This window comes from Dehalobacter sp. MCB1 (assembly GCF_003590275.1).
In the GTDB taxonomy this organism is placed as follows: Bacteria; Bacillota; Desulfitobacteriia; order Desulfitobacteriales; family Syntrophobotulaceae; genus Dehalobacter.
The window spans coordinates 104831-130731 of the sequence record NZ_LXPC01000004.1 but is presented as its reverse complement, the minus strand read 5'-3'; the positions used below and the strand labels follow the sequence as shown (position 1 = coordinate 130731).

The following is a 25901-nucleotide window of genomic DNA, read 5'->3' as shown; positions in this document are numbered from 1 at the left end:
CTCAACATACTATGATTCTGAAACATCATTTAAGAGGAATACTGATATTAGGTGATAAAAATGTTAAAAAGAGATCGGGCCAAACAGAATAGGGAACCTGAGGCCGAGGCTATCGTTCGCCCTATGCAGCTTGGGGATATCCCATCCATTGTGGCGATTGAGGAAGTATCGTTTGCCACGCCATGGACAACGGAGTCTTTTACATCAGAATTGAAAAATAATGTTTTAGCCAATTATTTTTGCCTAGAGCTGGATCACAAGGTTATTGGCTATATAGGGCTTTGGATCGTCATGGGAGAGGGGCATATTACAAATGTTGCAATCTGGCCGGGATGCCGCGGTAAGGGCTGGGGCGAGTACCTGATGAAAAACGTGATTTATCAGATGATAGCTAAAGGTGTGATGCGGTTTACACTGGAAGTTCGGGTATCCAATCAGACGGCGCGGAATCTGTATGAAAAATTAGGTTTCAAGGCAGCCGGAGTACGCAAAGGGTACTATTCCGACAACCAGGAGGATGCACTGATTATGTGGGCCAGTCTCTAGTAGAACTTAACTAGTTTCGTTGGAGGAGTATTGTGGACAATAACAAAAATGTAATAATTTTAGGTATTGAAACAAGCTGTGATGAGACGTCGGCTGCGGTCTTAGTCAACGGTACAGATTTAAAAAGCCACATCATCTCATCTCAGATTGGTACCCACCAAAAGTATGGAGGCGTTGTCCCGGAAATAGCATCGCGGGAACACTGTCTGCATATCAGTCAGGTAGTTTCAGAGGCCCTCGGACAAGCAGGTATGGGATTTAAAGATCTTTCTGCAGTTGCAGTGACGTACGGCCCTGGGTTGGTGGGATCTCTCCTGGTGGGAGTATCTGCTGCCAAAGCCATGGCCTATGCAGCAGGCATTCCTTTAATCGGCGTCAACCATCTGGAGGGGCATGTTTATGCCAACTTCTTGGAGCATCCGGACTTGCGTTTCCCGCTGCTGGCGCTTTTGGCATCCGGCGGACACACCAATCTGATTATTTTTAGGGGACATCTAGACTATGAAGTGATCGGTAGAACCAGGGATGATGCTGCCGGAGAAGCCTTTGACAAAGTAGCCCGGGCGCTTGGATTTGGATATCCGGGCGGTCCGAATATCCAGAAGGCTGCTTTCGAAGGAAATGCAGCAGCTTTTGATTTTCCCAGAGCAATGCTGGAAACCGGGAGCTTTGATTTCAGTTTCAGCGGATTAAAGTCCTCGGTTCTTAATACCTTAAACAGTGCTCGGATGAAGGGCGAAATTTTGAATACTGCCAACCTGGCAGCTTCTTTCCAGGCTGCCGTTGTAGAGGTGCTTGTGCAGAAAACTCTCCGGGCCTTGGAAAAATATCCGATTAAGACCTTGGCCCTGGCCGGCGGGGTTGCAGCAAACAGCAATTTGCGGCAAGTGCTGCAGCAGGAACTGGATCACCGCGCAATCTCTTTTGTTTATCCTTCACCGGTATACTGTACCGACAATGGCGCGATGATTGCACTGGCCGGTTATTATCGCTTTATGAATGATGATTATGCTTCATGGAAGTTAAATGCGGTTCCTGGCTTGAATATGTAAAATTGGAGGACGCAGTTACATCGGTTTATTTTCAATTATTCATTAATAATTGATTGAATAATCAAAAACTTTATATTTTTTATTTATTATGGTAAAAAAATCGACAAAAAAGAATAGGTATAAGAAAAACATAGAATGCAATATTTATCCACAACGGTTGTGGATAATGTGGATAAACCATGAAAAAACTTGTTCTTTGGCTAGTGCGGCTGGGGATAATTTTTAGGAAAAAATGCTAAATGAACACCATTTTTAAGAAATTATGATTTTTGAAGTGATTAATGTCGAAAATATGATTAATTTTGCTCTGTAATGCAGACATATGACCAGGAGGACAGAACGTGAACAAAAAAGAAAAAGATTTATTTCGAAAAAAAGTTCTTCAAATCAGGAGGGTCATGACAGCTGATGAACGCAGGCAAAAAAATGATCGGATTCAAAGGAATATAACGTCTTTGCCAGCTTATCAGAACGCGGAGATAATTATGATGTACTTAAATTATTGGGATGAAGTAGAAACTACCGGGGTTGCGGAAGAAACGCTCAAAGCACGAAAAAAGTTGATTATTCCGTTTTGTCAGGGGGAAACCATTATTCCGTGTCAAATCAAAAATATTAAAGATGATGTACAGTTAGGGACTTTTGGGATCAGAGAGCCGGGTCCTGACTACTTACATCCGATACCCCCAGAAGAAATTGATCTGATTCTAGTTCCGGGTGTCGTATTTGACAGGCAAGGCAAAAGGATTGGTTTTGGCAAAGGCTTTTATGATCGTTTCCTGCCTCAATTAAGGAAAGACGTTTGCATCATCGGTTTGGCGTATGATTGCCAGCTGGTTGAAAAAATTGCAGCAGAGGATCATGATTTTAAAATGTCTTTACTGCTTACAGAAAATGGTGTAATCTATGTTCCATAATCACATTTGCTAAGATTAGGACAAATTAAGGAGAGTGAATATGTGTAAGTGTTGTGACTCCAAACAAGAGGCAGTATTTGCTGATTCCAATCAACACAGGCTGAATGAGATTATCTCTGCTTATCAGGGTCATGATGGTGCTCTTATTCCGGTTCTCCAAGAGGCTCAGGAAATGTATGGTTATCTTCCTGAAGCCGTCATGCGGGCCATTGCCAAAGGACTGAAGATCCCTGAGGCAAAAGTATTTGGCGTCGTTACTTTCTATGCTCAGTTCAGACTGAAACCAACAGGCCGTAATTTGATCCGGGTTTGTATGGGAACAGCCTGTCACGTCAGAGGCGCTCAGAAAGTACTTTCTGAGATTGAACGCGAACTTGCAATTGTTGCCGGAGAGACTACCGCTGATCAAAGATTCACGTTGGAAACCGTTGCTTGCATTGGAGCCTGTGGACTGGCTCCTGTCATGACCATCAATGGTCAGGTTTTTGGAAATATGAATTCCGGCCTGGTGCCGGATATTCTGAAAAGATTTAAATAAGGGAGGGGAAACGATGAAGGTTTTAGTGAACCCGTGTTGTGAAAAATGTCATCATACAGCATCCACTCCCTGTTCCGATTATGTTCAATGCAGGACGGAAGGGCCATTGTGCCATGACGATGTTTCCTGTAAACAGCAGAGGCAGAGACTGATGTCTTTGATCCTGGAACCAGACAGAAGAAATAAGCAGATTCTGGTCTGCAATGGAACAGGCTGCTTTTCTTCAGGTTCCCAGACATTAATTGATCTACTCAGGGAAGGATTGGCTGCAAGAGGCATTGATACGGCTGACGTCCGCTCTACGGGCTGTCACGGTTTTTGCGAACAAGGGCCGACCGTGATCATTGAACCGGATAAGACTTTCTATACGAAGGTCAAGGAAGAGGACATTTCTGAAATTATTGAAAAAGATATTTTACGTGATGAAAAAGTTGAAAGACTTCTTTACGAGGATCCGGTATCTGGAAAACTCGCGGCAAATTTTGAGACCGTGAATCTATTTGCCAAACAGAAACGGATCATCCTTGATAACTGCGGTAAGATTGACCCGGAGGAAATCAGCCATTATCTCGCTAAAGATGGCTACAAGGGTTTGGCCAAAGCGATCCAAACCATGAGCCCGGACGAGGTTGTGGAGGAAGTTAAAAAATCAGGCTTGAGAGGCCGCGGAGGTGCAGGTTTTCCGACAGGACTTAAATGGAGTCTATGCCGCCAGTCAGAGGGCGCGAAAAAATATGTGATCTGCAACGCCGATGAAGGAGATCCTGGTGCATTCATGGACAGGGGCGTTCTTGAAGGAGACCCGCATGCGGTGATTGAAGGAATGCTGATCGGCGCTTACGCGATTGGCGCCGACGAGGGTTATATCTACTGCCGGGCCGAATATCCGCTCGCGATCGACAGGCTGAGAACCGCGATTGCCCAGGCTGAGGAAAATGGATTACTGGGCAATAACATCCTGAATTCCGGATTTAACTTCAAACTAAAGATCAAAGCCGGTGCAGGCGCTTTTGTCTGCGGCGAGGAGACGGCCCTGATTGCTTCCATCGAAGGCAAGCGTGGGATGCCGACGGTCAGGCCTCCCTACCCTGCCGTCAAAGGCCTCTGGGGAAAACCGACCAATATTAACAACGTCGAGACCTGGGCCAATGTACCGTATATTTTACGGAATGGCACAGACTGGTATACGCAATTCGGCACTGAAAAAAGCAAAGGCACCAAGATATTTGCTCTGACCGGCAAGGTCAATAACACCGGCCTGGTGGAAGTACCGATGGGTATCACGCTGAGAGACATCATTTTTGATATCGGCGGCGGGATCAAGGACGGAAACCAATTTAAGGCTGTTCAAATCGGGGGGCCCTCGGGAGGCTGTCTTCCCGAGGAAATGCTGGATATTAAAGTCGATTATGATAATCTGACCGCCGCAGGAGCAATGGTTGGCTCAGGCGGACTGGTTATTCTTGATAATACGACATGTATGGTCGATATTGCCCGTTTTTTCTTAAGTTTTACCCAGAAGGAATCCTGCGGCAAGTGTACACCCTGCCGGGAAGGAACGAAGCGGCTTCTCGAAATCCTGATCCGGATCACCAAAGGTGAGGGGAAAGCTGAGGACTTGGATACGCTGGAAAATCTGGCCAAGGTTATTAAACGGACATCACTGTGTGGTCTGGGCCAGACAGCTCCGAATCCATTACTTGCAACACTGCGCTATTTCCGTCACGAATATGAAGCCCATATCTTTGAGAAACGGTGTCCGGCGCATGCCTGTACCGCGCTGATGGAATATACGGTTGATAATGAAAAATGTAAGCGCTGCGGGCAATGTTCCAAAGTCTGCCCGGTCGGCTGCATCACTGGGGATAAAGATACACCCTATGTGATCGATACGCAGAAATGCATTAAATGCGGGGCTTGTCTGAAAAAATGCAAATTTAATGCAATCAGCCTAGCTTAGTATTTCAAATAGTTATCTAGATAAGCCTAAGAATGGCTGATCGGGTGTTCGTATATTTGAATGTCGAGTGATTTGTATTGTTTGCTTGAATGAAAAGTGGAAAAGGAGTGAGAGTGTGGAAAAGGTTCAACTCCAAATTGACGGAAAAACTGTATTGGCCTCTGCGAAATCCACGATTTTGGAAGCTTGCCGGAAAAACGGGATTTCTGTTCCGACACTGTGCCATGCTCCCGAGCTAACCAATTGGGGCGCTTGCAGGTTGTGCATGGTCGAAGTAGAAGGCATGCGAAACCTGGCCACAGCGTGTACGATGGAAGTACAACAGGGGATGGTCGTAAGGACTTCAACACCGGAAATTAGGGAAGCCCGCAGAACCATCCTGGAATTGATTTTAGCGAACCATGATATTGACTGCCTAACCTGCGAAAAGATGGGCGACTGCGATCTTTCCCGTTATGCCTATGAATATCAGGTTAAAGGAAATACTTTTCAGGGAGAGAAACGCTGCTCCGACCTGGATGACAGCAATCCGTTCATTTTTCGGGATATGAATAAATGCATTTTATGCGGCAAATGCGTGAGGGCTTGTGCCGAGATTCAGGTCAATAACGTTCTGGATTATTCCAAACGCGGTTTTGAAACCCAGGTCGGGCCTGCTTTTAACCTGCCGTACGGTGACTCAGATTGTGTATTCTGCGGTTCATGTCTGGCCGTTTGTCCGGTTGGTGCGCTGACTGAAAAACAAATGATCGGCAAAGGACGCCCCTGGGAAATTAAAAAGGTTCGGACCACGTGTCCTTACTGTGGAACAGGCTGCAATTTTGACCTGAATGTCAAGGATGGCAAAGTGATCGGAGTAACCTCCAGTTCCGATGCACCGGTCAATGGCAAGGCACTGTGCGTGAAAGGACGGTTTGGATATGATACGATCCACAGCCCAAATCGCCTGCAAGCGCCGCTGATCAGAAAAGACGGTAAACTGGTCGAATCGGACTGGGACGAAGCCCTTGACCTTATCGCAGAGAAATTTACGGCAATCAAGGCCGAGAACGGTCCTGATTCGCTGGGTGCTTTAAGCTCAGCACGCTGTATCAATGAAGACAATTACCTGATGCAAAAACTGATGCGCGCAGTGATTGGGACCAATAACATCGATCATTGCGCCCGGACCTGACACGCTCCCTCTGTGGCCGGTCTGGCCACTTCATTTGGCTCGGGAGCTATGACGAACTCAATTGGTGAAATACCGCATTCCAAGGTTATTTTTGTGATCGGTTCCAATACGACTGAAGCCCATCCCGTCATCGGCGGCAAGATCAAGCAGGCAGTCTTGAACGGCTGCAGACTGATTGTAGCCGACCCGAGGGGAATTGAGCTGACCGGGTTTGCCGAAGTTTGGATGAGACTACGGCCTGGAACGGACATCACGCTGATTAATGGGTTGATGTATATTATTCTGAATAAAGGTTGGGAAGACCGAAACTTTATTGCTAAACGGACGGAAGGTTTTGAAGGACTGAAGGCGATTCTCCCCAAATATACGCCCGAGTATGTCAGCAGGGTTACCGGGGTTCCGGAGGAACTTCTTTACCAGGCTGCGGAGATCTATGCCACGGCCGAAAGTGCCCAAATCTTCTATACACTGGGCATTACCGAGCATATCACCGGTACGGACAATGTGATGTCCCTGGCCAACCTGGCCATGTTAACCGGCAATCTTGGCAAAGAAAATTCCGGCGTCAATCCGTTGCGGGGACAAAACAATGTCCAGGGAGCCTGTGATATGGGTGCGCTGCCGAATTTCTTCCCGGGATATCAGAAAGTGGAAGACGAAAAAGCAAGAGACAAATTTGAAAAGGTCTGGGGAGTACCTTTAAACCAGAACAAAGGGTACATGATCCCGGATATGTTTGAAGCCTCTCTTAAAGGGAAGCTGAAAGCAATGTATATTATGGGTGAGGACCCGGTTTCAACGGATGCGGATGCTCATCATGTACGCAAGGGGCTACAGGCACTTGACTTTCTGGTTGTCCAGGATATCTTCCTTACCGAGACAGCCAAACTGGCCGATGTTGTGCTTCCTGGCGTGAGCTACGCGGAAAAAACCGGAACATTTACGAATACCGAACGCCGCGTGCAAATGGTCAACAAAGCGGTTGAGCCTGCTGAAGGCGCCAAACCGGACTGGCAGATTATCAGTGCCATTGCCAAAAGAATGGGCTCTGATTTCAACTATCGTTCAACGGCAGACATCATGAATGAAGTCTCTTCATTGGCGCCGCAGTACGCGGGTATTTCGCACGAACGTCTCGGAACGAATGGCCTGCAGTGGCCGGTTACCTGTGAGACCCATCCGGGTACTCCAATTCTGCATATGGATGGCTGCACACGGGGCAATGGGCTGTTTATGCCAATTGAAGCCAGAGTTGCGGATGAGCTGCCTGATAAGGAGTATCCTTTCCTGCTTAGTACCGGACGCAAACTGAGCCACTATAACATCTCGACGCGCTATTCAGACGTATTAAGTGCTTATTCGGCAGAAGAATTTGCCGAGGTCAACCCTGAAGATGCCAGGAACTTAAATGTCTGTGACGGTGATAAGGTCAGGGTCTCCTCACGCCGGGGTGAAGTGGAGACAAAGGTTAGGCTGACAGACAAGGTTCCGCCCGGAATGATTTTCATGACATTCCACTATGTGAGCTCCCCAGTCAACGTCCTGACAAACGCAGCTTGTGACAAGATCTCGGGTACGTACGAATACAAGGTGTGCGCAGTTAGAATTTCAAAATAAAACCATACAGGCAGCTGCTTAGTATTGCATCATCAAGATAAATTTAAACAAATATGCATGAAAGGCCAAAAATACAAAAATTTGTTACAAACTAAAAAGTCTTCCTTCAGAGTTAAAACCGGGGGAAGACTTTATTTTCTGTAAAAAGGAGTGACAGACTTTTAATAAACATAAGCCTGTCACTCCTTGTCCGAGGCAGACATATATTGGTAGAGGAACAATGAGCAAAAGGGGTATCTTCATTGAAGGCAATAGCATTTGTTGATTACGAAAATATCTGGGAAGGCCTTCACGAATACGGCTACAGGCTGATGCCAGAGGAGTTTATTCAGCTTCTGGAGGATTATGCTGATCATATCGGAGTCGATCTGAAGGCCGTCTATTTGTATGCAAATTTTGACAAGGAAGAATTCTGGAGGACCCAAACTGCCTTTGAAAAGAGAAACATCTTCACGCGTCATGTCTATGGAAAAAATAACTATGTGAAAACTGAAGTCCGTGCAAATGCAGCGGATACGGAACTGATGCTGGAGGTTCAAGAAATTCTAGTGACCAGACCGAAAGCCGCAGAGTTATTTCTTTTATTTACAAGTGATGGCGATTTCCTGCCTATCATCCGAAGAATTCGTGCCTGGGGGAAAGAAGTCCGAATCATCGGCGTTAAGGACAAAATCAATCACCTGCTGATCCCTTACTGTGAAAGCCTGGATGTTTTCTGCAATCTTCTCAATAAGGATTATGCCAAGTATATGCCTGTTGATGATTTGTCGATAGGAATCGAATTGATTGCTGAGATGCAGATGAGACTGCCCTATGTTGCTTCTACCAGGGCCCGGTCATATTTAAGTATTAAGCTTGGAAGAACGGCCTCTGAAGTCAAAGATTTTATCCAGTACCTTTTGACGGAGAACTGCTTGATAGAAAAAGAATTACATGATCCAAACCTTGTCATCAAAAAGACCAAAATTTATTTATTAAACCTGGTCAACCCATTGGTCACAAAAATTCTAGGCAGTAATTTGACAGAACAGCTTGCAGCCCGTTACACAAGACTAAGTTCAGAAATTGTTGAGAAGTAACAGGAAGAAACAGGGCTGTAGGTCTATTGTTTGGCGGCTCAAATCAAAGTACAATTATTAATCCGATTAATCAGGTTCTCGAAACACTCCAAGTAAGGTTCTAAGCTCAGCATTCAAACTCTGGTTTTGTACCTGGCGTACATACCAGAGTTTTTTGACATTATTTTGTATATTAAAAGGAGGGTTCTTAGCAAAGAATCCTCCGTAAGACCAGATGCTCCTATTTGTGTTTCCTATTCCATAACAGCGCTTATCTGAGGGCTAAAATCATTAATGCAATAAGCAAGATGACAAAGGCGATGATCAATACCGGAAAAAAGATAAAAAAGTTAATAATAAGGAATAAACTTGCTAAAACAATTCCGCCTATCAGTCGCGGGATAAAACCAATAACAGGCGGTGGAGAGACTGGTGAAAGTGGCTGAACAGGCGGAATAGTAAACAAAGGTGACCTGGAGGGGAAAGGAGCACACTTGCAGCAGCCGCCTAACCGTCGATTAAAAAGTAGTGACATTGAGATTCCTCCTCTTAAGATGGAAATAGGCCCAAGGGGCTTTAATAAGATAAGAGGAACGTGGGCTGCCCCCAAAATATCTGGACAGCCGCAAACTGCTATATCCCTTTAGAGACTCAAACGGAAAAGGATGATCCCGAGAAGCAGTAAGACCAGACCGGACAGAATCGCGATTGGGTTAATGATGAAGTCACAGCATCGACTTGTCTTTTTATATTATTCGGCTTGTCTGAGGTATGTTCATAATCCAAGGGATTCTATGGTATTTTTCTAAAAATATTTCTAAAAACATATTTCGGAATTGACAAAAACATTGGCCTGACATATAGTAAAACTAATTTAGTTTGAACGTCAAAATAAAGAAGTATGATGGTAAGTGATACGCTATGAATAATCTTTATGGGACTTTAAATGAACTTCTGGTAAAGTTATTTAACGACATTCTCCAAATCGAAGAATTGTCCCTTAAGGACAATGAGTTTAGCGATCTCTCTATCACAGAAATACATGTGATTGAAGCAATTGGCCTCGCTAAGCGCAACATGTCTTCTGTAGCCAGAGACTTGGACATTACGATCGGGACTCTGACCATTTCGGTTAATAACCTTGTGCAAAAAGGCTATGTGAACCGGATTAGAAGTGATGATGACCGACGAATTGTGCTAGTTTCTCTTACGGACAAAGGTGTACAGGCGTATAAGCATCACGCCGGGTTTCATGATGAAATGATCCAAACAACCATTTCCCGACTTTCGGGTGAGGAAATGGAAGTGCTTGTTTCGGCTCTCGAAAATATCAATGGGTATTTTAAGGTCAAGTATAATTTGAAAAGAAGAGAAAAATAACAGAGCAAGCTGAACAGATACGGGAGGTTGGAAAGAATGCCAGTCAGGATTATTACGGACAGTACCAGTGATCTCCCCGGCTATATAATAGAGAAATATAACATTACGATTGTGTCGTTGAAAGTCTTGTTTGGGGAAGAGGAATACAGGGACGGAATTGATATTACCAACGAAGAGTTTTACGCTAAAATGGCCAGGCATAAAGAACTGCCGACGACAGCCCAGGTGAATCCGGGTGAATTTGTCGCGGAATTTGCCAAACACGTAGACCAAGGCGATGAAATCATCGGTATTTTTATTTCTTCCAAGCTGAGCGGAACGTATAATTCCGCTGTGATGGCCAGGGAGATCATGAATAAGGGCAGAATCTATGTAATCGACTCTAATAGCGCCACTTTCGGACTTGGACTATTGGTCATTGAGGCAGCCGAAATGGCCGCTGCAGGTAAAAGTGCGGAAGAGATCGTTCAAACAATTGAGATTCTGAAAGATCAGGTTCAATTCTATGGTGTTATTGAAAATCTAGAGAATCTGAAAAAAGGCGGAAGACTATCAGCGACCAGTGCATTTGCCGGCAGTATCCTGGGTATTAAGCCAATTATTTCTATCAAAGATGGAGCCGTCATTGTCGTCGGAAAAGCCAGAGGAAGAAAGAAAGCCTTCTTTTGGATTCTGGAAAACCTAAAAAACAACCATGTGGATTTGAATAATAAGAGAATCTGTATTGCTCAGGCTGCAGCACCTGAGAGTCTGGAGGAATTTAAACAGATCATTCTCAAAGAATATGTGCCAAAAGAAATTGTGGTATTTTCGCTAGGCCCTGTGATTGGAACCCACGCTGGTGCAGGCTGCATAGGGATAAGCTGTTTGGGATAGGGAAGCAGACCGGTTTATGATGATTTGCCCCGCATCTTCAGTAGGAGGTGCGGGTTTTAAAATCTCAAAAATAGAATTTAAGGATAGAGAAAATAAAAGAATGATAACGGGAATGCAAAATTGACAAATATATTGCTATATCGTAATATTAGAATATAAGAATGGAGGAGGGGTTTGCTTGTTGACTTACAAAGATAATCCGGTTTATTTCGAAGAAAGGGCGGACATATTAAAAGTACTTTCCCACCCTGTCCGGCTTTGCATTGTTAAAGGCCTGATGGAAAATGGGGAAAGCAACGTAATGAGCATGCAGAATTGTCTGAGTATTCCGCAGTCGACAATTTCTCAGCACTTATCTGCGTTGAGAAATAAGGGAATTATAAGGGGTAGACGCGAAGGACTAGAGGTCTTTTACTCGGTTCAGAATCCATTAGTGAAAAAGCTGATCCACCTGATGTTCTTCGAACAATATTAAATATTTTGAATTTGAATTATTAAGCAATAAACTAAAAAAACATTAATAATATAGGGTCGAGGAGGTCGTATCTAATGCATAAAAGAATTGCGATTGTCGGTGGGGTCGCTGGAGGAGCAACCACTGCTGCAAGATTAAGAAGACTTGATGAAGAATCGGAAATCGTTATATTCGAGAGAGGCGAACATATTTCTTTTGCGAATTGCGGACTGCCCTATTATATTGGAGGCGTGATCAAAGGACGGGATAAACTTCTTGTCCAGACCGTTAAAGGAATGACCAACAGATTCAATCTGGACATCCGGATAAAATCAGAAGTAACCGCGATTAACCGGCAGGATAAAAAGATTCAGGTAAAAAACCTCGCCACAGGTGTCGTCTATGAGGAAAGCTATGATCTACTCATTCTTTCGCCCGGAGCAAGTCCTATCATTCCGGGGATTGAGGGCATCACCGACAACCCGAGGGTATTCTCGCTTCGAACAATTCCCGATGCCGAAGCCATTGACAGTTATATTGATCAAAACCAGGCTAAAACAGCGGTCGTTATAGGCGGCGGATTTATCGGCCTTGAAATGGCCGAAAATCTAAAAGAACGTAACCTTGATGTCTATCTGGTTGAAGCCACTGATCAGGTACAACCCTCAATGGATTATGAAATGGCAAGCCTTCTACACACGCATCTCCGCGAAAAAGGTGTCAGGCTGATTCTGAAGGACAGTGTCGTGAAGCTGGAAGGATCAAAGGTCTATCTTCAGAGCAGTCAGGAGATTGAAGCAGATCTAATCGTAATGGCTATCGGCGTTCGTCCGGAAAGCATACTCGCCGTTCAGGCCGGTCTGGAGATCGGCGAAAGAGGATCTATCCGGGTTAATGAATATCTGCAGACCAGTGATGAAAATATTTATGCAATCGGTGATGCAATTGAAGTCAAAAACTATATTACAGGACTTCCGACAAATATACCGCTGGCGTGGCCGGCAAACAGGCAGGGTAGGCTTCTAGCCGATAATTTGTATGGCAGCCGTAAGCCTTACAGGGGAACTTTGGGGACTTCTGTTGCCAAAGTATTTGATTTGACGGCCGCTTCCACGGGCATCAATGAAAAAACAGCAGCTAAAATGGGAATACCTTATAGGGTCATTCATATTCACCCGAATTCCCATGCCGGATACTATCCAGGTTCGACGGTGCTTGATATGAAGATGGTCTTCACTGAAGACGGAAAAATACTTGGCGCGCAGGCCGTCGGGCGTAAGGGTGCAGAAAAGAGAATTGACGTAATCGCGACGGCTATCAAAGGCAATTTAACTGTTTATGACCTGCAGGATTTGGAACTGGCCTATGCACCGCCTTATTCTTCAGGAAAAGACCCGGTCAATATGATTGGGTATGCTGCGGCCAATTTGCTGGATCATATGGTCAAGACTGTTCAATACCATGAAATCGACGACATCGTCGCTGCCGGAAATATTCTGGTTGATGTGAGACAGCCAGAAGAAGTAGAACTGGGCAAGATCAACGGGTCAATCAATATCCCGCTTCCGGAGCTCAGAAAGAGGCTTGGAGAGTTGCCGAAAGACAAGCCGGTCTACCTGACGTGCCAGGTCGGCCTCAGGGGATATATTGCGGCTAGAATCCTAGAGCAGCATGGTTATGACCCGATCAACCTTGACGGAGGTTTCCGGACGTATACCAGTGTTTACTGGGCGGTTGAAAAAAAGGATAAAGGAACGGTAAAAGTTGATGATACCGGAAAAGCTTTCACCGAATCCCCGGAGGCTAAAATCACAGCGGATAAAGTGATCGATTGTTGCGGTCTGCAGTGCCCCGGACCAATTAAACTGGTATTTGAAAATATGAAGGTGCTAGAAGATGGCCAGGTTCTGGAGATCTTGGTTACGGATCCCGGATTTGCAAGGGATATTGAGTTCTGGTGCAGCAAGACAGGCAATACGCTACTGAAAACAGAATTAAACGGAGATTATTTGAAGGTCTATCTGCGCAAAGGAAGCGTGAAGCCTGTTGGCCAGCCGCAGGTAAATGTTGCGGTGGAGGAAAAACCCAGAGGTGCAACGCTGATTGTATTCGAGCAGAATATGGATAAGGCCCTTGCCTCATTTATCATTGCGACCGGCGCAGCATCCATGGGTAAGGACGTAACGATGTTCTTCACATTCTGGGGGCTGAATATTCTTAAAAAATATGACGCACCTAAGGTAAGCAAGGATTCTCTGGCGAAAGCCTTTGGCATTATGATGCCCCGCGGACCCAGAAAACTGCCTATCTCCAATATGAATATGGGTGGCATGGGTGCGAAAATGATCAAGCATGTTATGAAAAAGAAAAATGTTGATAGTCTGGAAGAACTGCTGCACAACGCGATGAAAATGGGTATTAAGCTTGTAGCCTGCTCCATGTCGATGGATGTGATGGGCATCAAGAAGGAAGAACTGATCGATGGAGTGGAAATCGGCGGTGTTGCCACAATGCTTGCCAAGGCTGAGGAATCAAACTTGAACCTGTTTTTCTAAAACATAAAATAGTTGGTTTCAAGGATCTTCCAACTTTCAGTAAAATAGTTTTGTAATCTCCACTGAAAATATGATAGATTATTAAGTACAGACCTAGTACCAGATATACCATCATAATTATTTTAGGGTTCACAAGTATTTAGAGGTATTTTACAGGCAACGTCTAAATCGTAAGGTTCAAATATGTCTGAAGGAAGATGCGCGTGGAAAAGAAAAAGCTGGAGATCACAGGAGTGCTCTTTACCGGAGGAGAAAGTAAAAGAATGGGCCGGAATAAGGCATTTCTTGAGATAGGCGGAAAACCACTTCTGGAAAGAAATTTGGAAGTGCTGGACAGTATCTGCAGCGAGGTCCTGATCAGCTGTAGGGAGTCTGAACAATATTCGGGATACAGTTATCAGGTGGTTGCCGACCAAATCAAAGGTAAAGGGCCGATGGGCGGGCTGTATTCCGTCCTCCCGGTGGCCAAGTATGACTACGTCTTCGTGGCTGCCTGTGATATGCCGTTCTTGAGCAGTCAAGCCATTGCCTATATTTATGAACGAATTGAGGATTATAAGTTGGTCTTCCCGTATGTTCGGGACAGACTGCATCCGCTGCACGCCTTTTACCACAAAAATGTGTTTAAAGTTGTGGAGAAACGGATTAAAGAGGACAAACTGCGTCTCTTTGATATTGCTGATGAATGCAGGCATAAGATCGTGAATATTTCTGAGGAGATGGAAGGCAGTACGCTGAAGGAAGTGATTGAGGAAAGTTTCTTGAATGTCAATACGCCTCAGGAGTGGGATCTCATTTTACAAAAAATACAATAATGCTTTGGGGAGGTCGGAATGAAAAAGATTGAGGCAGTGATTCGCAGCAATAAACTTGACCAAGTGGAAAAGGCACTCAGTAATTTGGGAATCAGCGGGATTACCGTATCTCAGGTTCTTGGTTGGGGAAGGCAGAAAGGGAATATTACCGAGGTTTACCGCGGAACGGAAGTATCCGTCCGGCTACTTCCTAAAGTCAAACTCGAAATTATTGTTAATGACTCGGAAAGTGAAAGTGTTCAGGAAACCATCAGGGAGAATGCTCTAACCGGTAGATTTGGCGATGGTGTCATCTGGGTGACCCCTGTTGAAGACTTCCGCCGGATCCGTACCGGTGAAAATTTTCTTGATTGAAATCTGCTAATAATAATGAATAAATAAGGAAAATTACGGTTATTCTATATAACGTATTTATTAGGCGTTATAGTAATTTAAAGATTGATGAAGAAAATAAGTGATAAACAATTCTAATTGGTCGTAATTATGCGTGGATGGGGTTGCAATACTACCAGACGTTGCATATTATTATACCTAGGTATTAGCACTCATCTTGATTGAGTGCTAACAATAAAGCGGAATATAAAAATATAAAGGTTTCAAGGAGGGAAATTATTTTATGAAACTCAAACCGTTGGCTGACAGGGTAATTATTAAAGCGGTTCCGTCTGAGGAAAGAACCAAGAGCGGGATCATTATGCCTGACACCGCAAAAGAAAAGCCTCAGGAAGGCGAAGTGATTGCTGTAGGTCCTGGAAAAGTTGAAAAAGGGGAAAGAATTCCAATGGAAGTTAATGTCGGTGACCGCGTGATTTATTCTAAATATGCCGGCACTGAAGTCAAATATGACGGCAACGAATATTTGATTTTAAGAGAAGCTGATATTCAGGCAGTCATTGGTTAAGTAACAGTCCAGTATTACTTATCAGATAACATTTGAAAGTATTTTCCGATAGAATTAAAGGAGGAACATTTAGGTGGCTAAACAAATCATTTTTAACGAAGATGCTCGCCATGCCATGGAGCGTGGTGTCAATAAGCTTGCGGAAGCTGTCCGCGTTACCTTGGGACCAAAAGGACGCAATGTTGTTTTGGATAAAAAATTTGGTTCTCCGCTGATCACCAATGATGGTGTAACGATCGCCAGAGATATTGATCTGGAAGACCCGTTTGAAAATATGGGAGCACAGCTTGTTAAAGAAGTTGCTACCAAGACGAACGATGTAGCTGGCGACGGCACGACCACAGCGACCGTTCTGGCTCAGGCCATCATTCGTGAAGGTCTGAAGAACGTTGCTGCAGGCGCCAATCCTATGGAGATCAAACGTGGTATTGAAAAAGCTGTAGAAGCGATTGTTGCTGACGTTAAAGCGAATGCCAAGACTGTGGAAAGCAAAGAAGCCATAGCTCAGGTTGCTTCGATTTCCGCTTCCGACACCACCATCGGCAGTCTGATTGCCGAGGCTATGGAAAAAGTCGGCAAAGACGGTGTTATCACTGTTGAAGAAGCCAAAGGCATGACCACTGAACTGGAAGTTGTTGAAGGAATGCAGTTTGACCGCGGGTATGTTTCCGCCTATATGATTACCGATACCGATAAAATGGAAGCTATCTTAAACGATCCGTTCATCCTGATCACCGACAAGAAGATCAGTGCAATTGCAGATATCCTTCCTGTTCTGGAAAAAGTAGTTCAGGCCGGCAGACCGCTCCTGATCATCGCTGAAGATCTGGAAGGCGAAGCTATGGCTACCCTGATTGTCAATAAGCTTCGTGGAACCTTTACTGCCGTAGGCGTCAAGGCTCCTGGATTTGGAGACCGCCGTAAAGCAATGCTCGAAGACATTGCTGTTCTGACCGGCGGACAGGTCATTACTGAAGACCTCGGCCTCAAACTAGAAAATACTTCGTTGGATATGCTCGGACGCTGCCGTCAGGTCAAAATAACCAAGGAAGAAACGACCATCGTTGATGGCAACGGCGACCAACAGGCTATCAGTGCCCGTGTTGAATCCATCAAGAAGATGATTGAAGAAACAACCTCCGACTATGACAAAGAAAAACTCCAGGAACGTCTGGCTAAACTGGCCGGGGGTGTTGCCGTCATCCAGGTTGGAGCAGCTACCGAAACTGAAATGAAAGAAAAGAAACTGCGCATTGAGGACGCTCTGGCAGCTACGCGTGCCGCAGTCGAAGAAGGTATTGTTGCAGGCGGTGGTACAACTTATCTGGATGCACTTGCTGCACTTGATAACGTTGATGTATCCGGCGATCAGAAAACCGGAGTGGCTATTATCCGTAAAGCACTGGAAGAGCCTGTCAGACAGATTGCTAATAATGCTGGTCTCGAGGGTTCCGTCGTTGTGGAAAAAGTCCGCAACAGCGCTAGAGGTGTAGGCTTCAACGCGATGACTGAAGTATATGAAGATATGATCGCTGCCGGTATCGTTGACCCGGCGAAAGTAACCCGTTCGGCTCTGCAGCATGCAGCTTCGATCTCCGCCATGCTCTTAACTACAGAGTGCCTCGTATGCGACCTGCCTGAGAAAGAAAATCCGGCAGCTGCCATGGGCGGCATGGGTGGTATGGGCGGCATGGGCGGCATGATGTAGGCGAAAACCATATGCCTTTAATATAAGCCAAAATCAAAGCGACAATATCGCTTATCATACCCCTGCGGTAACGAAACGGTAACATTTCTAGACAAAAAAATAATACCGTAGGGGAGTATGAAAGAATCAGAGGTTTTTCATCAGTTCACTGAACTTTTGAGAAGCCTCTTTTTTCATTGTTTTAGTAACATGCATATATACGAGTCTAGTTGCTCATCATCTTTATGGCCAAATCGTTCCATGATCATCGGAAGAGACTTATGAAACGTTCGTTCTTTTAGGTGTTTTGCTACCGTATGATAACTTCTTCGAGAATGATCAATTCCGGCTGTTCAGTAAACTGATTCAGTCTCTTGACCAAAAATATATATTGTAATTGGTGGGAGCAACCGTACCTGGTTGTCTTTCTTTTTTGCTTTAATTTAGGACAAACCAAGTAGCTTGAACATAAAATATTGTAGATAAAAAAGGGGGGATGAATAATGTTAGTAATCTTAACAATTATCCTTATTTTGCTTATCTTAGAGATTATTCGTTTACTGAGAAAAATTTTAAAGAAAATTTAACTGTCTGCTATGCCTCCCTGGATAAGGGGGGCTTTATTGTTTTCAAAGAACAATCTATGCAAAGGCCAGTCATGTATGCCACTTGTGAAAGTGTCCTTGATCATCTTAAATCAATGGTCTTTGTATGATTCTTATCATAAATGGTTAATCAATCTCATAAAATAACATTGTGAACAAAAAATCTATAAGGAATTCTCCCTATAGATGGGTAAAGCAACCATATTGCTTGGTGTAAAAAGTAGTTTGATTTGTAGGCGGCTACTTTTTACACATAAGGCTAGATCTAGGCAAATTTCTAATTAGATACATAGTTTAATTATTTGGATAATCAAAGCGATCAGGCTTACAAGAAGGGAACAGGAACCAAAAATGATCATCATTGTCTGATAGAGTTTTGTCATAGTCCAATTCCTCCTCTCAAGAAGAATTGGTTGCTTTACCTTATAAATTAATTATTCTAAATATATTTGTAGTAGTATATATGCTAGTTATACAAGTTTAGACTTAAAATGTTTGTCTTCAGAATTAACAGCCCGAGATGGACGTTTTTTTCGAGAGTCTGGTGAAAAATCTTTGTATATTCTGTTGTTTTCGAGGTCAGGAATGATCAAATAATATTTCCTCGCAAAAAACTTCTGCAGAGGGAACTTGTCCTACGGATCTAGTCATAAAAGCGTGATGGACCTCTAATGCTTTTATTTGGATAAAAATTAAATGGAATATGCTCAAAAAACCTCCTCTGGAAATATTTTATCTAAGAGGGGAGGTTATCATTTATGGTGCAAACTACGAAAAGCCCGCTAAACCATAATCATGGAAGTGTAACGCATACATCCTGCGATCAGGGGCATTCTCATCAATGTTTAGATATTTCAGGAATAGCTATTCCAACCGGTGACAGTCATGTGCATCACTCAGAAAATTACGTTTTATTTGAGCATGGGCACACGCACTACTACAAAGCTGTTTCGGGTCCTTCAATTCCGTTACAGAACGGATGGCATGTGCATAATTGGAATTTCTACACGACCGTCGACAACGGTCACCGACACCAAATTTCAGGCGTAGATATGGCAGCCCCTGGCATTTGATCTACTAACTTTGGCTTTTCCAATATGTAGCTGTATAATAGATATTCAGCTGAAACAGGAATTACCAGTAATACCTTGATCTAGCTAGTCATAATATTAAGTAAGAACTCCGCCAGGAGGGCAAGGAATGAAAAAGAAAATTATTGTTGGTTCCATCATCATTTTTTTGCTTGTCATCGGGGGAATAATCACAATAGTAAGTAAGCCGGATCCGCAGCAGCTGGTTATCCTGGGACTAGAAAACCTGAATAAAGCCAATTCATTTTCTTACACTTTAACACAGCAGCAGACGGTGGATGGCAAGACGCGGTTACTCACGAGGATTACCGGTTATAAGAGCGGTGAAAACATTCAGATTCAAGGTCAGTTAGCGGGAAGCAAAGTTGAGATGATCAAGGTGGGTGATGTTCTCTACAACAAAGATCCTTTTAGTAAAGCGTGGGCAAAATTCAGCGATGTAACAGTTGCCCAAAAAGTCTTTCTGGTGGAGCTTAACCCTTTGGCTAGTTTGCAGCTGAAAGAGATCGGTGAGGTGATGCTTAAAGGAGAGGAAGAATTAAACAGCAAGAAATGCTGGGTATACACGCTGAAACCAAGCGTACAGAACCAGATGATGGAAACTCTATGGACCGGTTTTGAATACACGCTCTATATTGCCAGAAGCACCAAAACTGTAATGCAGGTTGAAGTAAGAGCGCAAAACAAGGAAACCGGAGAACCGATGGCCCTAGTACTGGAATTTAAAGATATTGGAAGAAAGATTTCAATCCAGCCGCCAGATGTGGCTGAATAGATTTTTGGATTTATTAAAGAAAGTACTGCAAAAAAAGCTGTTCAAATACAGTTTTTGCAGTGCCTTCTTTTTTATCCTATTCAACTTATGATATAATTCAGTGGTAATAGTTTAATGGAGTGGTACAAATGGAAAGAAAAATTGCGAAGGTGCTGATAACCGAGGAACAGCTAAAAAAAAGGGTGGCCGAACTGGGTGAACAGATTACCAGTGATTATCTTGGCAAGGATCTTCTGACCATTGGTATTTTTAAGGGAGCCGTGCCTTTTTTTGCAGATTTGATCCGGCAAATCAGAATTCCGTTGAGATATGATTTTATGGCCGTTTCAAGTTACGGGAATTCCGACCATTCTTCGGGAGCCGTCCGGCTACTGAAAGATCTGGAGACCGGTGTCGAGGACAAGCACGTCCTGATTGTTGAGGATATCGTTGATACAGGGCTAACGTTGAAATACCTGAAGGAAAACCTTCTTAGGAGACAACCCTTAAGCCTGAAGATTGTTACGCTTCTGGACAAACCGGAGCGGAGACAGGCCGATATTCAGCCTGATTACAACGGCTTTGTAATACCAAATGAGTTTGCAGTCGGCTATGGGCTTGATTATGGCGAAATGTACAGGAACCTCCCGTATATTGGCGTTTTGAAGCCGGAGGTTTATGAGAAATAAATCAAAAGAGATTGCTCCATTTTGCTGCCGGTTAAGAGAAAATGATCATAGTACTGAAATGTTGAAAGGATGATACAAGTGGAACGTGAACTGGTGTTGGTTCTTGACTTTGGCGGACAATATAATCAGCTGATTGCGCGCCGGGTCAGAGAAGCAAAAGTATATTCAGAGATGATTTCCTATAAGACCCCTGTAGAAAAGATTAAAGCCATGGCCCCGAAAGGAATCATTTTTTCGGGAGGTCCTGCCAGTGTCAATCAGGAGGGTTCGCCTTTCATTGACCCTGCAATCTATGAACTGGGGGTACCGATCCTTGGTATCTGCTACGGCATGCAGCTGATGACCGTACAGTTAGGCGGACGTGTGGAGAGGCCGCAGGCCCATGAATATGGAAAAACAGAGATCACGATCGAATATAATGAAGGGGTCTGGTACGGACTGAAAGGTACTCGTCAGTGCTGGATGAGTCATGGGGACTCAGTGCTGGAACTGCCTGCCGGTTTCATCCAGGCTGCCTTTACCGCCAATACACCGGTTGCAGGAATCTATTGTCCGGAAAAGAACTTTTATGGCGTTCAATTTCATCCGGAAGTCAAACATACTCCGGAAGGACAGGCAATGCTTGAGAACTTCCTGTACAGGGTATGCGGCTGCCAGGGCAACTGGACCATGGAATCTTTTATTGAGTCCCAGGTGCAGGAGATCAGGAAGAGAGTCGGAGACAAAAAGGTCTTATGCGCATTAAGCGGCGGGGTCGATTCTTCTGTTGCCGCAGTGCTTGTTCATAGAGCGATCGGGGACCAGCTGACCTGCATTTATGTCGATCATGGATTTATGCGCAAGAATGAATCGGAGCAGGTCAAGGATACGTTTATCGGAAAGTTTCACCTGAATCTGGATTTTGTCGATGCTTCGGAACGTTTTATGGCCAAGGTGAAAGGAATTTCCGAACCGGAAGAAAAACGTAAACGGATCGGCAATGAATTTATCAGGCTGTTTGAAGATGAAGCCCGTAAGTTGGGCCAGATTGATTTTCTGGTACAGGGTACGCTTTATCCGGATATTGTAGAAAGCGGCACCGAAACGGCTGAAACCATTAAAACGCACCATAATGTTGGCGGCCTGCCGGAAGATATGCAGTTTAAACTAATCGAACCTTTACGGATGCTTTTCAAGGATGAGGTCCGGGAAGTCGGACTGGAACTTGGTTTGCCGGAAGAGATTGTCTGGCGCCAGCCATTCCCGGGTCCGGGGCTCGCCATTCGCATCATCGGTAAAATTACGCCGGAAAAGCTGGATTATTTAAGAGAAGCGGATGCAATTGTCAGGGAAGAGATTATTAGAGCCGGACTCCACATGGAGGTATGGCAGTATTTTGCGGTGCTGCCCTCTGTCCGCAGTGTCGGCGTGATGGGAGATGGACGTACGTATGGTTATCCCATCGTGTTAAGGGCGGTCACGAGTGACGATGCGATGACGGCCGACTGGGCAAAGCTACCGTACGAACTGCTCGAAGTCATCTCAAACAGGATCGTCAACGAGGTCCACGGTGTGAACCGCGTGGTTTATGACATTACCTCTAAACCTCCCGGAACGATAGAGTGGGAATAAGAAACACAGCCCCGAGAACCTCAGTAGATCAAGGCTCTCGGGGCTTTTTTATGTGAAATGATAACAGATTGATAACAGTGACAGCTTTTCATGTGCTTTATGTATCCGGTGGCTTAGGATTTGCGCCACTTTTTCGTTGGCTCTTTCATAGCGCCTTCGTCGCAAGTCTGCGGCCAGTTTAGCTTCCATTCCATATATTCGGCCTTGCTGATAATACCGTCGGCAAGGTCTTTTTTGCGTTGCTGCCATTCTGTAAGAAATTCATTAAGGAGGTGAGAGTTAAAGTCAATGGCAATGTGCTTCGCAGGAGATTTAGGTGCAGAGTTGTCTTCAATATCATGGAGGTTAATAGGATAGTGTTCGTCCAACTCAAAAAGCGTGTACATTACATCTTCCGCTGCATAGAGGGAAGGTTCATAAATGGAACGGTAATTGACATCCAGCACTTCAGCGATTTCTTTCAGCATATCCTCTTTGGGTGTTCGTATGCCGGATTCATATTGCGCGATACGCACGTCGGCAGTCTTATCGTCGAAGCTGATGGCAAGGCCCAGCTCTTTTTGCGTAAGGCCGCGCAAATTGCGGATTCTTTTAATTCTATCTCCTACGGCCATAGGGATTCCTCCAGTTGAGACTAAACAAATATGTTTTGTACAGTATAGCCAATTGAAGATAAAATTGCAATATCTAAACAAAAAAGTTTAGGAAATATCCTGAGAACTTATTGACTTAAACAAATATGTTTAATACAATACGAATAATTAAACAAAATTGTTTAGTAAATTTTGAGGAGGAGATTCAAGATGTCGAATAAGATTTTTATCAAAGTCGAGGAGATCGCCGAAGAGCTGGGTGTATCCACGGCCTATGCCTACAAGCTCGTACGCAAACTTAATGAGGAGCTGGAGCGGCAAGGCTTTATTACCATAGCCGGACGGGTCAGCAAAAGGTACTATCAGGAAAAACTCTACGGAATTAAACAAGATATCAAGGAGCAGTGATTATGGCGGCATATAAGGACAAAAACGGTACATGGTTCACGTCCTTCCGGTTTACTGATTGGCAAGGGGAACGTAAGCAGAAGGTCAAGCGAGGATTTCAGACAAGGCGGGAAGCTTTAGAATGGGAACGGGAGTTTTTACAGCAAAAATCTGCCGACCTCACTATGCCCTTTGAGTCTTTCGTTAAAATCTACTCTAAAGATATGAAGGAGCGTTTAAAGCGAAACACCTGGCAGACCAAAGAAAGTATCATTGAGCACAAGATTTTGCCCTATTTTAGCCATAAGAAAATGAATGAGATTAAGCCTTCGGATGTAATTGCCTGGCAGAATGTAATGATCGCTTTTCGGGATAAAAACGGCAAAGCATTTTCACCGATCTATCTGAAAACGCTGCACAATCAACTGAGTGCCATTTTTAATCACGCGTTGCGTTATTATGAACTGAAATCCAACCCGGCAGCGAAAGCGGGGAACATGGGCAAAGAGAAAACCAAAGAAATGTTGTTTTGGACCAAGGAGGAATATCTGAAATTTGCTGACGCAATGATGGAAAAACCAATTTCTTTCTATGCTTTCGAAATGCTCTACTGGTGCGGTATCCGGTTAGGGGAGCTGCTGGCGCTAACGGCAAAAGATTTTAATTTCCCCAAAAGTACAGTTACTATCAGCAAATCCTATCAACGGATACAGGGTGAAGATATTGTTACCGAGCCGAAAACACCAAAGAGCAACCGGATTATAAAGATGCCGGATTTCCTAAGCGGCGAAATGCAGGACTATCTGAAATCACTGTATGGATTTGAAGAAAAAGACAGGATTTTCCCGGTTACCAAAAGTTATCTTCACCATGAAATGGACAGGGGCTGCAAAGAAACCAAAGTAAAGCGCATTAGAATCCATGATTTAAGACATTCCCACGCATCTCTTCTCATCGAGATGGGATTTTCCGCAGTCGCTGTTGCTGATCGCCTGGGCCATGAGAGTATTGACATTACCTATCGCTACGCGCATCTCTTTCCTTCCAAACAAAAGGAGATAGCAGATAAATTGGACATGGAGAGGAGGGTTTGAAGTTGGAAAAGAATTTGGACCATAAGGGCAGATGGAGAAATGTAACGGTCGCTTTTCGGATGTCACAGGAAGAAAGCGATGATTTGAACCGCCGCGTGAAACTTTCCGGCCTCAATAAACAAGACTACATTATCCGTCGCCTCACTGAAAGAGAGGTTGTCGTTCAAGGCAATCCAAGGGTTCACCGCGCACTGCGAAATGAGCTGGTTGCCATTCTAACCGAACTTAAACGGATGGAACAATGTGGGGATGCAAATGAAGAGTTTCTATCTCTTTTTCGGCTGGTAATGGAAACAGTAAACGGCATGAAGGAGGATGCCCAATGACCAAAACAGAAAAAGCGACTGCCCGGGCTTCGTCTGAGGCAACAGGCGAAGGGCAGCCACTTACGCTATTAAGCAAAAAAAGTATATCCGAAACAGGACAAAATATCAATCCGGATTTTCTCAGCGCCGTTTCTATGACGGAATTGTTTGACACGGTGTATCCGCCCAGAATTCAGGTTATTGGAAGCCTACTTTGCAGCGGGGTTTATCTGTTTGCCGGAGCGCCGAAAATTGGGAAGTCCTTCTTCATGGCCCAGCTCGGTTATCATGTAAGCAGTGGCTTACCTTTGTGGGAATTTCCTGTCCATAAGGGAACGACGCTCTATCTCGCCCTGGAGGACGATTATGCCAGATTGCAAAAGAGATTATCACGTATGTTTGGAATAGACAGTTCGGATAATTTCTATCTCTCGACGCATGCGAAAAATTTGAAGGATGGGCTGGATAGCCAGCTTGATAAGTTCATCCAAGAACATCCGGAAACGGTGTTGGTTATCATTGATACTCTTCAGAAAATCCGCGAGATCGGCAGTGAAAAATACAGCTATGCCAGTGATTATGAAATTGTAACACGGCTTAAACAGTTTGCGGACAGGCTGAGGCTTTGCCTCATACTTGTACACCATACTCGCAAACAGGAAGCGGGGGACTGCTTTGATACTATCTCAGGAACTAACGGACTTCTTGGTGCAGCGGATGGCGCTTTTCTGATGCAGAAAGATAAACGGAACGATAATAGGGCAATCTTGGATGTGGTTGGGAGAGACCAGCAGGATCAGCGGTTACACCTGCTGTTTGATCGGGAGCGCTGTATTTGGCAGCTGACCAAAGCAGAAACGGAACTTTGGCAAGAACCGCCCGATCCAATTTTGGAAGCTATAGCTGATTTTCTGAGGATAAGAGACTTGCAATGGCATGGCAGCGCCTCAGAGTTGATTGCAATGCTGGGTCTGGAAATACAACCAAATGTGCTGACACGGCGGCTCAACGTTGGAGCGGAGAGATTGTGGAACGAATACAATATTCGCTACGAAAGCAATCGAAACCATTTTGGCAGAACGATCAAGCTTACACCTGAGCGAGATGAGGCGTGACGATATGTGACGATGTGACGATAATTTGCAGGATGGGCTCACTATCAGAAATATCGTCACATCGTCACGCGCCGCAAGGCACCAGGCGGTAAAAGCTGCTATAATCCCGGCAGGGCGCAAAGCATTT

26 protein-coding genes are annotated in these 25901 nt (G+C 44.5%); 24 read left to right on the top strand and 2 right to left on the bottom strand.

Annotated features, from left to right (window positions below):
- Positions 1-60: 60 nt before the first annotated feature.
- The 7 genes from rimI (at position 61) to A7K50_RS02815 (ending at position 8883) form a co-directional block, all read left to right on the top strand.
- The gene (gene rimI / locus A7K50_RS02845) at positions 61-546 is read left to right on the top strand and encodes a ribosomal protein S18-alanine N-acetyltransferase (RefSeq protein ID WP_026156362.1); all 486 of its coding nucleotides are present in this window, start codon (positions 61-63) and stop codon (positions 544-546) included.
- A 32-nt stretch (positions 547-578) separates the two neighbouring features.
- Positions 579-1598, top strand: coding sequence for a tRNA (adenosine(37)-N6)-threonylcarbamoyltransferase complex transferase subunit TsaD (tsaD, locus tag A7K50_RS02840; protein ID WP_020491809.1), 1020 nt, complete (start codon positions 579-581; stop codon positions 1596-1598).
- 341 nt (positions 1599-1939) lie between these two features.
- Complete coding sequence (locus A7K50_RS02835) at positions 1940-2515, top strand: 5-formyltetrahydrofolate cyclo-ligase (protein ID WP_020491810.1); 576 nt, start codon at positions 1940-1942, stop codon at positions 2513-2515.
- A 40-nt stretch (positions 2516-2555) separates the two neighbouring features.
- On the top strand, positions 2556-3053 hold the full coding sequence (nuoE, locus tag A7K50_RS02830) for an NADH-quinone oxidoreductase subunit NuoE (RefSeq protein WP_020491811.1): 498 nt from the start codon (positions 2556-2558) through the stop codon (positions 3051-3053).
- A gap of 13 nt (positions 3054-3066) precedes the next feature.
- Positions 3067-5013, top strand: coding sequence for an NADH-quinone oxidoreductase subunit NuoF (gene nuoF / locus A7K50_RS02825; RefSeq protein ID WP_026156363.1), 1947 nt, complete (start codon positions 3067-3069; stop codon positions 5011-5013).
- Between the two features lie 115 nt (positions 5014-5128).
- Positions 5129-7804: a formate dehydrogenase subunit alpha gene (gene fdhF, locus A7K50_RS02820; protein WP_083916765.1), complete on the top strand. Its 2676-nt coding sequence runs from the start codon at positions 5129-5131 to the stop codon at positions 7802-7804.
- 242 nt (positions 7805-8046) lie between these two features.
- The gene (locus tag A7K50_RS02815) at positions 8047-8883 is read left to right on the top strand and encodes an NYN domain-containing protein (RefSeq protein ID WP_020491815.1); all 837 of its coding nucleotides are present in this window, start codon (positions 8047-8049) and stop codon (positions 8881-8883) included.
- Positions 8884-9133: 250 nt separating this feature from the next.
- Here A7K50_RS02815 and A7K50_RS14135 read toward each other — a convergent pair whose 3' ends face one another.
- A complete protein-coding gene (locus A7K50_RS14135) occupies positions 9134-9397 on the bottom strand; it encodes a hypothetical protein (RefSeq protein WP_165904919.1) in 264 nt (87 codons plus the stop codon).
- Between the two features lie 386 nt (positions 9398-9783).
- Here A7K50_RS14135 and A7K50_RS02805 point away from each other — a divergent pair, with 386 nt between their 5' ends.
- The 13 genes from A7K50_RS02805 (at position 9784) to guaA (ending at position 22280) form a co-directional block, all read left to right on the top strand.
- The gene (locus A7K50_RS02805) at positions 9784-10242 is read left to right on the top strand and encodes a MarR family transcriptional regulator (protein WP_020491816.1); all 459 of its coding nucleotides are present in this window, start codon (positions 9784-9786) and stop codon (positions 10240-10242) included.
- A gap of 36 nt (positions 10243-10278) precedes the next feature.
- Positions 10279-11118, top strand: coding sequence for a DegV family protein (locus A7K50_RS02800; protein ID WP_020491817.1), 840 nt, complete (start codon positions 10279-10281; stop codon positions 11116-11118).
- A gap of 178 nt (positions 11119-11296) precedes the next feature.
- The gene (locus tag A7K50_RS02795) at positions 11297-11593 is read left to right on the top strand and encodes a metalloregulator ArsR/SmtB family transcription factor (RefSeq protein ID WP_020491818.1); all 297 of its coding nucleotides are present in this window, start codon (positions 11297-11299) and stop codon (positions 11591-11593) included.
- A gap of 74 nt (positions 11594-11667) precedes the next feature.
- Positions 11668-14127 (top strand): CoA-disulfide reductase, encoded by a 2460-nt coding sequence (locus A7K50_RS02790; protein WP_020491819.1) that lies wholly within the window; start codon positions 11668-11670, stop codon positions 14125-14127.
- Positions 14128-14324: 197 nt separating this feature from the next.
- Positions 14325-14942 carry a molybdenum cofactor guanylyltransferase gene (locus A7K50_RS02785; protein WP_243103613.1) on the top strand — a complete coding sequence of 206 codons (618 nt, stop codon included), beginning with the start codon at positions 14325-14327 and terminating at the stop codon, positions 14940-14942.
- 18 nt (positions 14943-14960) lie between these two features.
- Positions 14961-15296, top strand: coding sequence for a P-II family nitrogen regulator (locus tag A7K50_RS02780; protein WP_020491821.1), 336 nt, complete (start codon positions 14961-14963; stop codon positions 15294-15296).
- Positions 15297-15558: 262 nt separating this feature from the next.
- Positions 15559-15843, top strand: coding sequence for a co-chaperone GroES (groES, locus tag A7K50_RS02775; RefSeq protein ID WP_015043663.1), 285 nt, complete (start codon positions 15559-15561; stop codon positions 15841-15843).
- A gap of 73 nt (positions 15844-15916) precedes the next feature.
- Complete coding sequence (gene groL, locus A7K50_RS02770; protein ID WP_020491822.1) at positions 15917-17551, top strand: chaperonin GroEL; 1635 nt, start codon at positions 15917-15919, stop codon at positions 17549-17551.
- 475 nt (positions 17552-18026) lie between these two features.
- Complete coding sequence (locus A7K50_RS02760) at positions 18027-18245, top strand: hypothetical protein (protein ID WP_119774536.1); 219 nt, start codon at positions 18027-18029, stop codon at positions 18243-18245.
- A 648-nt stretch (positions 18246-18893) separates the two neighbouring features.
- Positions 18894-19208: a YmaF family protein gene (locus A7K50_RS02755; protein WP_083916767.1), complete on the top strand. Its 315-nt coding sequence runs from the start codon at positions 18894-18896 to the stop codon at positions 19206-19208.
- Positions 19209-19335: 127 nt separating this feature from the next.
- Positions 19336-20001, top strand: a complete 666-nt coding sequence (locus A7K50_RS02750) for a hypothetical protein (protein ID WP_020491823.1) — start codon at positions 19336-19338, stop codon at positions 19999-20001.
- A 128-nt stretch (positions 20002-20129) separates the two neighbouring features.
- Positions 20130-20669, top strand: coding sequence for a hypoxanthine phosphoribosyltransferase (gene hpt / locus A7K50_RS02745; RefSeq protein WP_020491824.1), 540 nt, complete (start codon positions 20130-20132; stop codon positions 20667-20669).
- A gap of 78 nt (positions 20670-20747) precedes the next feature.
- A complete protein-coding gene (gene guaA, locus A7K50_RS02740; protein ID WP_020491825.1) occupies positions 20748-22280 on the top strand; it encodes a glutamine-hydrolyzing GMP synthase in 1533 nt (510 codons plus the stop codon).
- Positions 22281-22393: 113 nt separating this feature from the next.
- Here guaA and A7K50_RS02735 read toward each other — a convergent pair whose 3' ends face one another.
- Positions 22394-22894 carry a helix-turn-helix transcriptional regulator gene (locus tag A7K50_RS02735; protein WP_119774535.1) on the bottom strand — a complete coding sequence of 167 codons (501 nt, stop codon included), beginning with the start codon at positions 22892-22894 and terminating at the stop codon, positions 22394-22396.
- 189 nt (positions 22895-23083) lie between these two features.
- Here A7K50_RS02735 and A7K50_RS02730 point away from each other — a divergent pair, with 189 nt between their 5' ends.
- Genes A7K50_RS02730 through A7K50_RS02715 form a run of 4 tightly spaced genes read left to right on the top strand, consistent with a single transcriptional unit; the run spans position 23084 to position 25774 of the window.
- Positions 23084-23281 (top strand): HTH domain-containing protein, encoded by a 198-nt coding sequence (locus A7K50_RS02730; protein WP_119774534.1) that lies wholly within the window; start codon positions 23084-23086, stop codon positions 23279-23281.
- A 2-nt stretch (positions 23282-23283) separates the two neighbouring features.
- Positions 23284-24354 (top strand): site-specific integrase, encoded by a 1071-nt coding sequence (locus tag A7K50_RS02725; protein WP_119774533.1) that lies wholly within the window; start codon positions 23284-23286, stop codon positions 24352-24354.
- Positions 24355-24413: 59 nt separating this feature from the next.
- Positions 24414-24680, top strand: coding sequence for a mobilization protein (locus A7K50_RS02720; RefSeq protein ID WP_348980871.1), 267 nt, complete (start codon positions 24414-24416; stop codon positions 24678-24680).
- Positions 24677-25774 (top strand): AAA family ATPase, encoded by a 1098-nt coding sequence (locus A7K50_RS02715; protein WP_119774531.1) that lies wholly within the window; start codon positions 24677-24679, stop codon positions 25772-25774. Before A7K50_RS02720 ends, A7K50_RS02715 begins: the two co-directional genes overlap by 4 nt.
- The last annotated feature ends 127 nt before the right edge of the window (positions 25775-25901 follow it).

What these genes read in the sequence shown, in the direction of transcription:
- rimI (WP_026156362.1), top strand. Translation starts at nt 61, where the DNA reads ATGTTAAAAAGAGATCGGGCCAAACAGAATAGGGAACCTGAGGCCGAG.
- nuoE (WP_020491811.1), top strand. Translation starts at nt 2,556, where the DNA reads ATGTGTAAGTGTTGTGACTCCAAACAAGAGGCAGTATTTGCTGATTCC.
- nuoF (WP_026156363.1), top strand. Translation starts at nt 3,067, where the DNA reads ATGAAGGTTTTAGTGAACCCGTGTTGTGAAAAATGTCATCATACAGCA.
- A7K50_RS14135 (WP_165904919.1), bottom strand. Translation starts at nt 9,397, where the DNA reads ATGTCACTACTTTTTAATCGACGGTTAGGCGGCTGCTGCAAGTGTGCT.
- A7K50_RS02805 (WP_020491816.1), top strand. Translation starts at nt 9,784, where the DNA reads ATGAATAATCTTTATGGGACTTTAAATGAACTTCTGGTAAAGTTATTT.
- A7K50_RS02800 (WP_020491817.1), top strand. Translation starts at nt 10,279, where the DNA reads ATGCCAGTCAGGATTATTACGGACAGTACCAGTGATCTCCCCGGCTAT.
- A7K50_RS02790 (WP_020491819.1), top strand. Translation starts at nt 11,668, where the DNA reads ATGCATAAAAGAATTGCGATTGTCGGTGGGGTCGCTGGAGGAGCAACC.
- A7K50_RS02785 (WP_243103613.1), top strand. Translation starts at nt 14,325, where the DNA reads ATGCGCGTGGAAAAGAAAAAGCTGGAGATCACAGGAGTGCTCTTTACC.
- A7K50_RS02780 (WP_020491821.1), top strand. Translation starts at nt 14,961, where the DNA reads ATGAAAAAGATTGAGGCAGTGATTCGCAGCAATAAACTTGACCAAGTG.
- groES (WP_015043663.1), top strand. Translation starts at nt 15,559, where the DNA reads ATGAAACTCAAACCGTTGGCTGACAGGGTAATTATTAAAGCGGTTCCG.
- A7K50_RS02760 (WP_119774536.1), top strand. Translation starts at nt 18,027, where the DNA reads ATGAATAATGTTAGTAATCTTAACAATTATCCTTATTTTGCTTATCTT.
- A7K50_RS02755 (WP_083916767.1), top strand. Translation starts at nt 18,894, where the DNA reads ATGGTGCAAACTACGAAAAGCCCGCTAAACCATAATCATGGAAGTGTA.
- A7K50_RS02750 (WP_020491823.1), top strand. Translation starts at nt 19,336, where the DNA reads ATGAAAAAGAAAATTATTGTTGGTTCCATCATCATTTTTTTGCTTGTC.
- hpt (WP_020491824.1), top strand. Translation starts at nt 20,130, where the DNA reads ATGGAAAGAAAAATTGCGAAGGTGCTGATAACCGAGGAACAGCTAAAA.
- A7K50_RS02735 (WP_119774535.1), bottom strand. Translation starts at nt 22,894, where the DNA reads ATGGCCGTAGGAGATAGAATTAAAAGAATCCGCAATTTGCGCGGCCTT.
- A7K50_RS02730 (WP_119774534.1), top strand. Translation starts at nt 23,084, where the DNA reads ATGTCGAATAAGATTTTTATCAAAGTCGAGGAGATCGCCGAAGAGCTG.
- A7K50_RS02725 (WP_119774533.1), top strand. Translation starts at nt 23,284, where the DNA reads ATGGCGGCATATAAGGACAAAAACGGTACATGGTTCACGTCCTTCCGG.
- A7K50_RS02720 (WP_348980871.1), top strand. Translation starts at nt 24,414, where the DNA reads ATGTCACAGGAAGAAAGCGATGATTTGAACCGCCGCGTGAAACTTTCC.
- A7K50_RS02715 (WP_119774531.1), top strand. Translation starts at nt 24,677, where the DNA reads ATGACCAAAACAGAAAAAGCGACTGCCCGGGCTTCGTCTGAGGCAACA.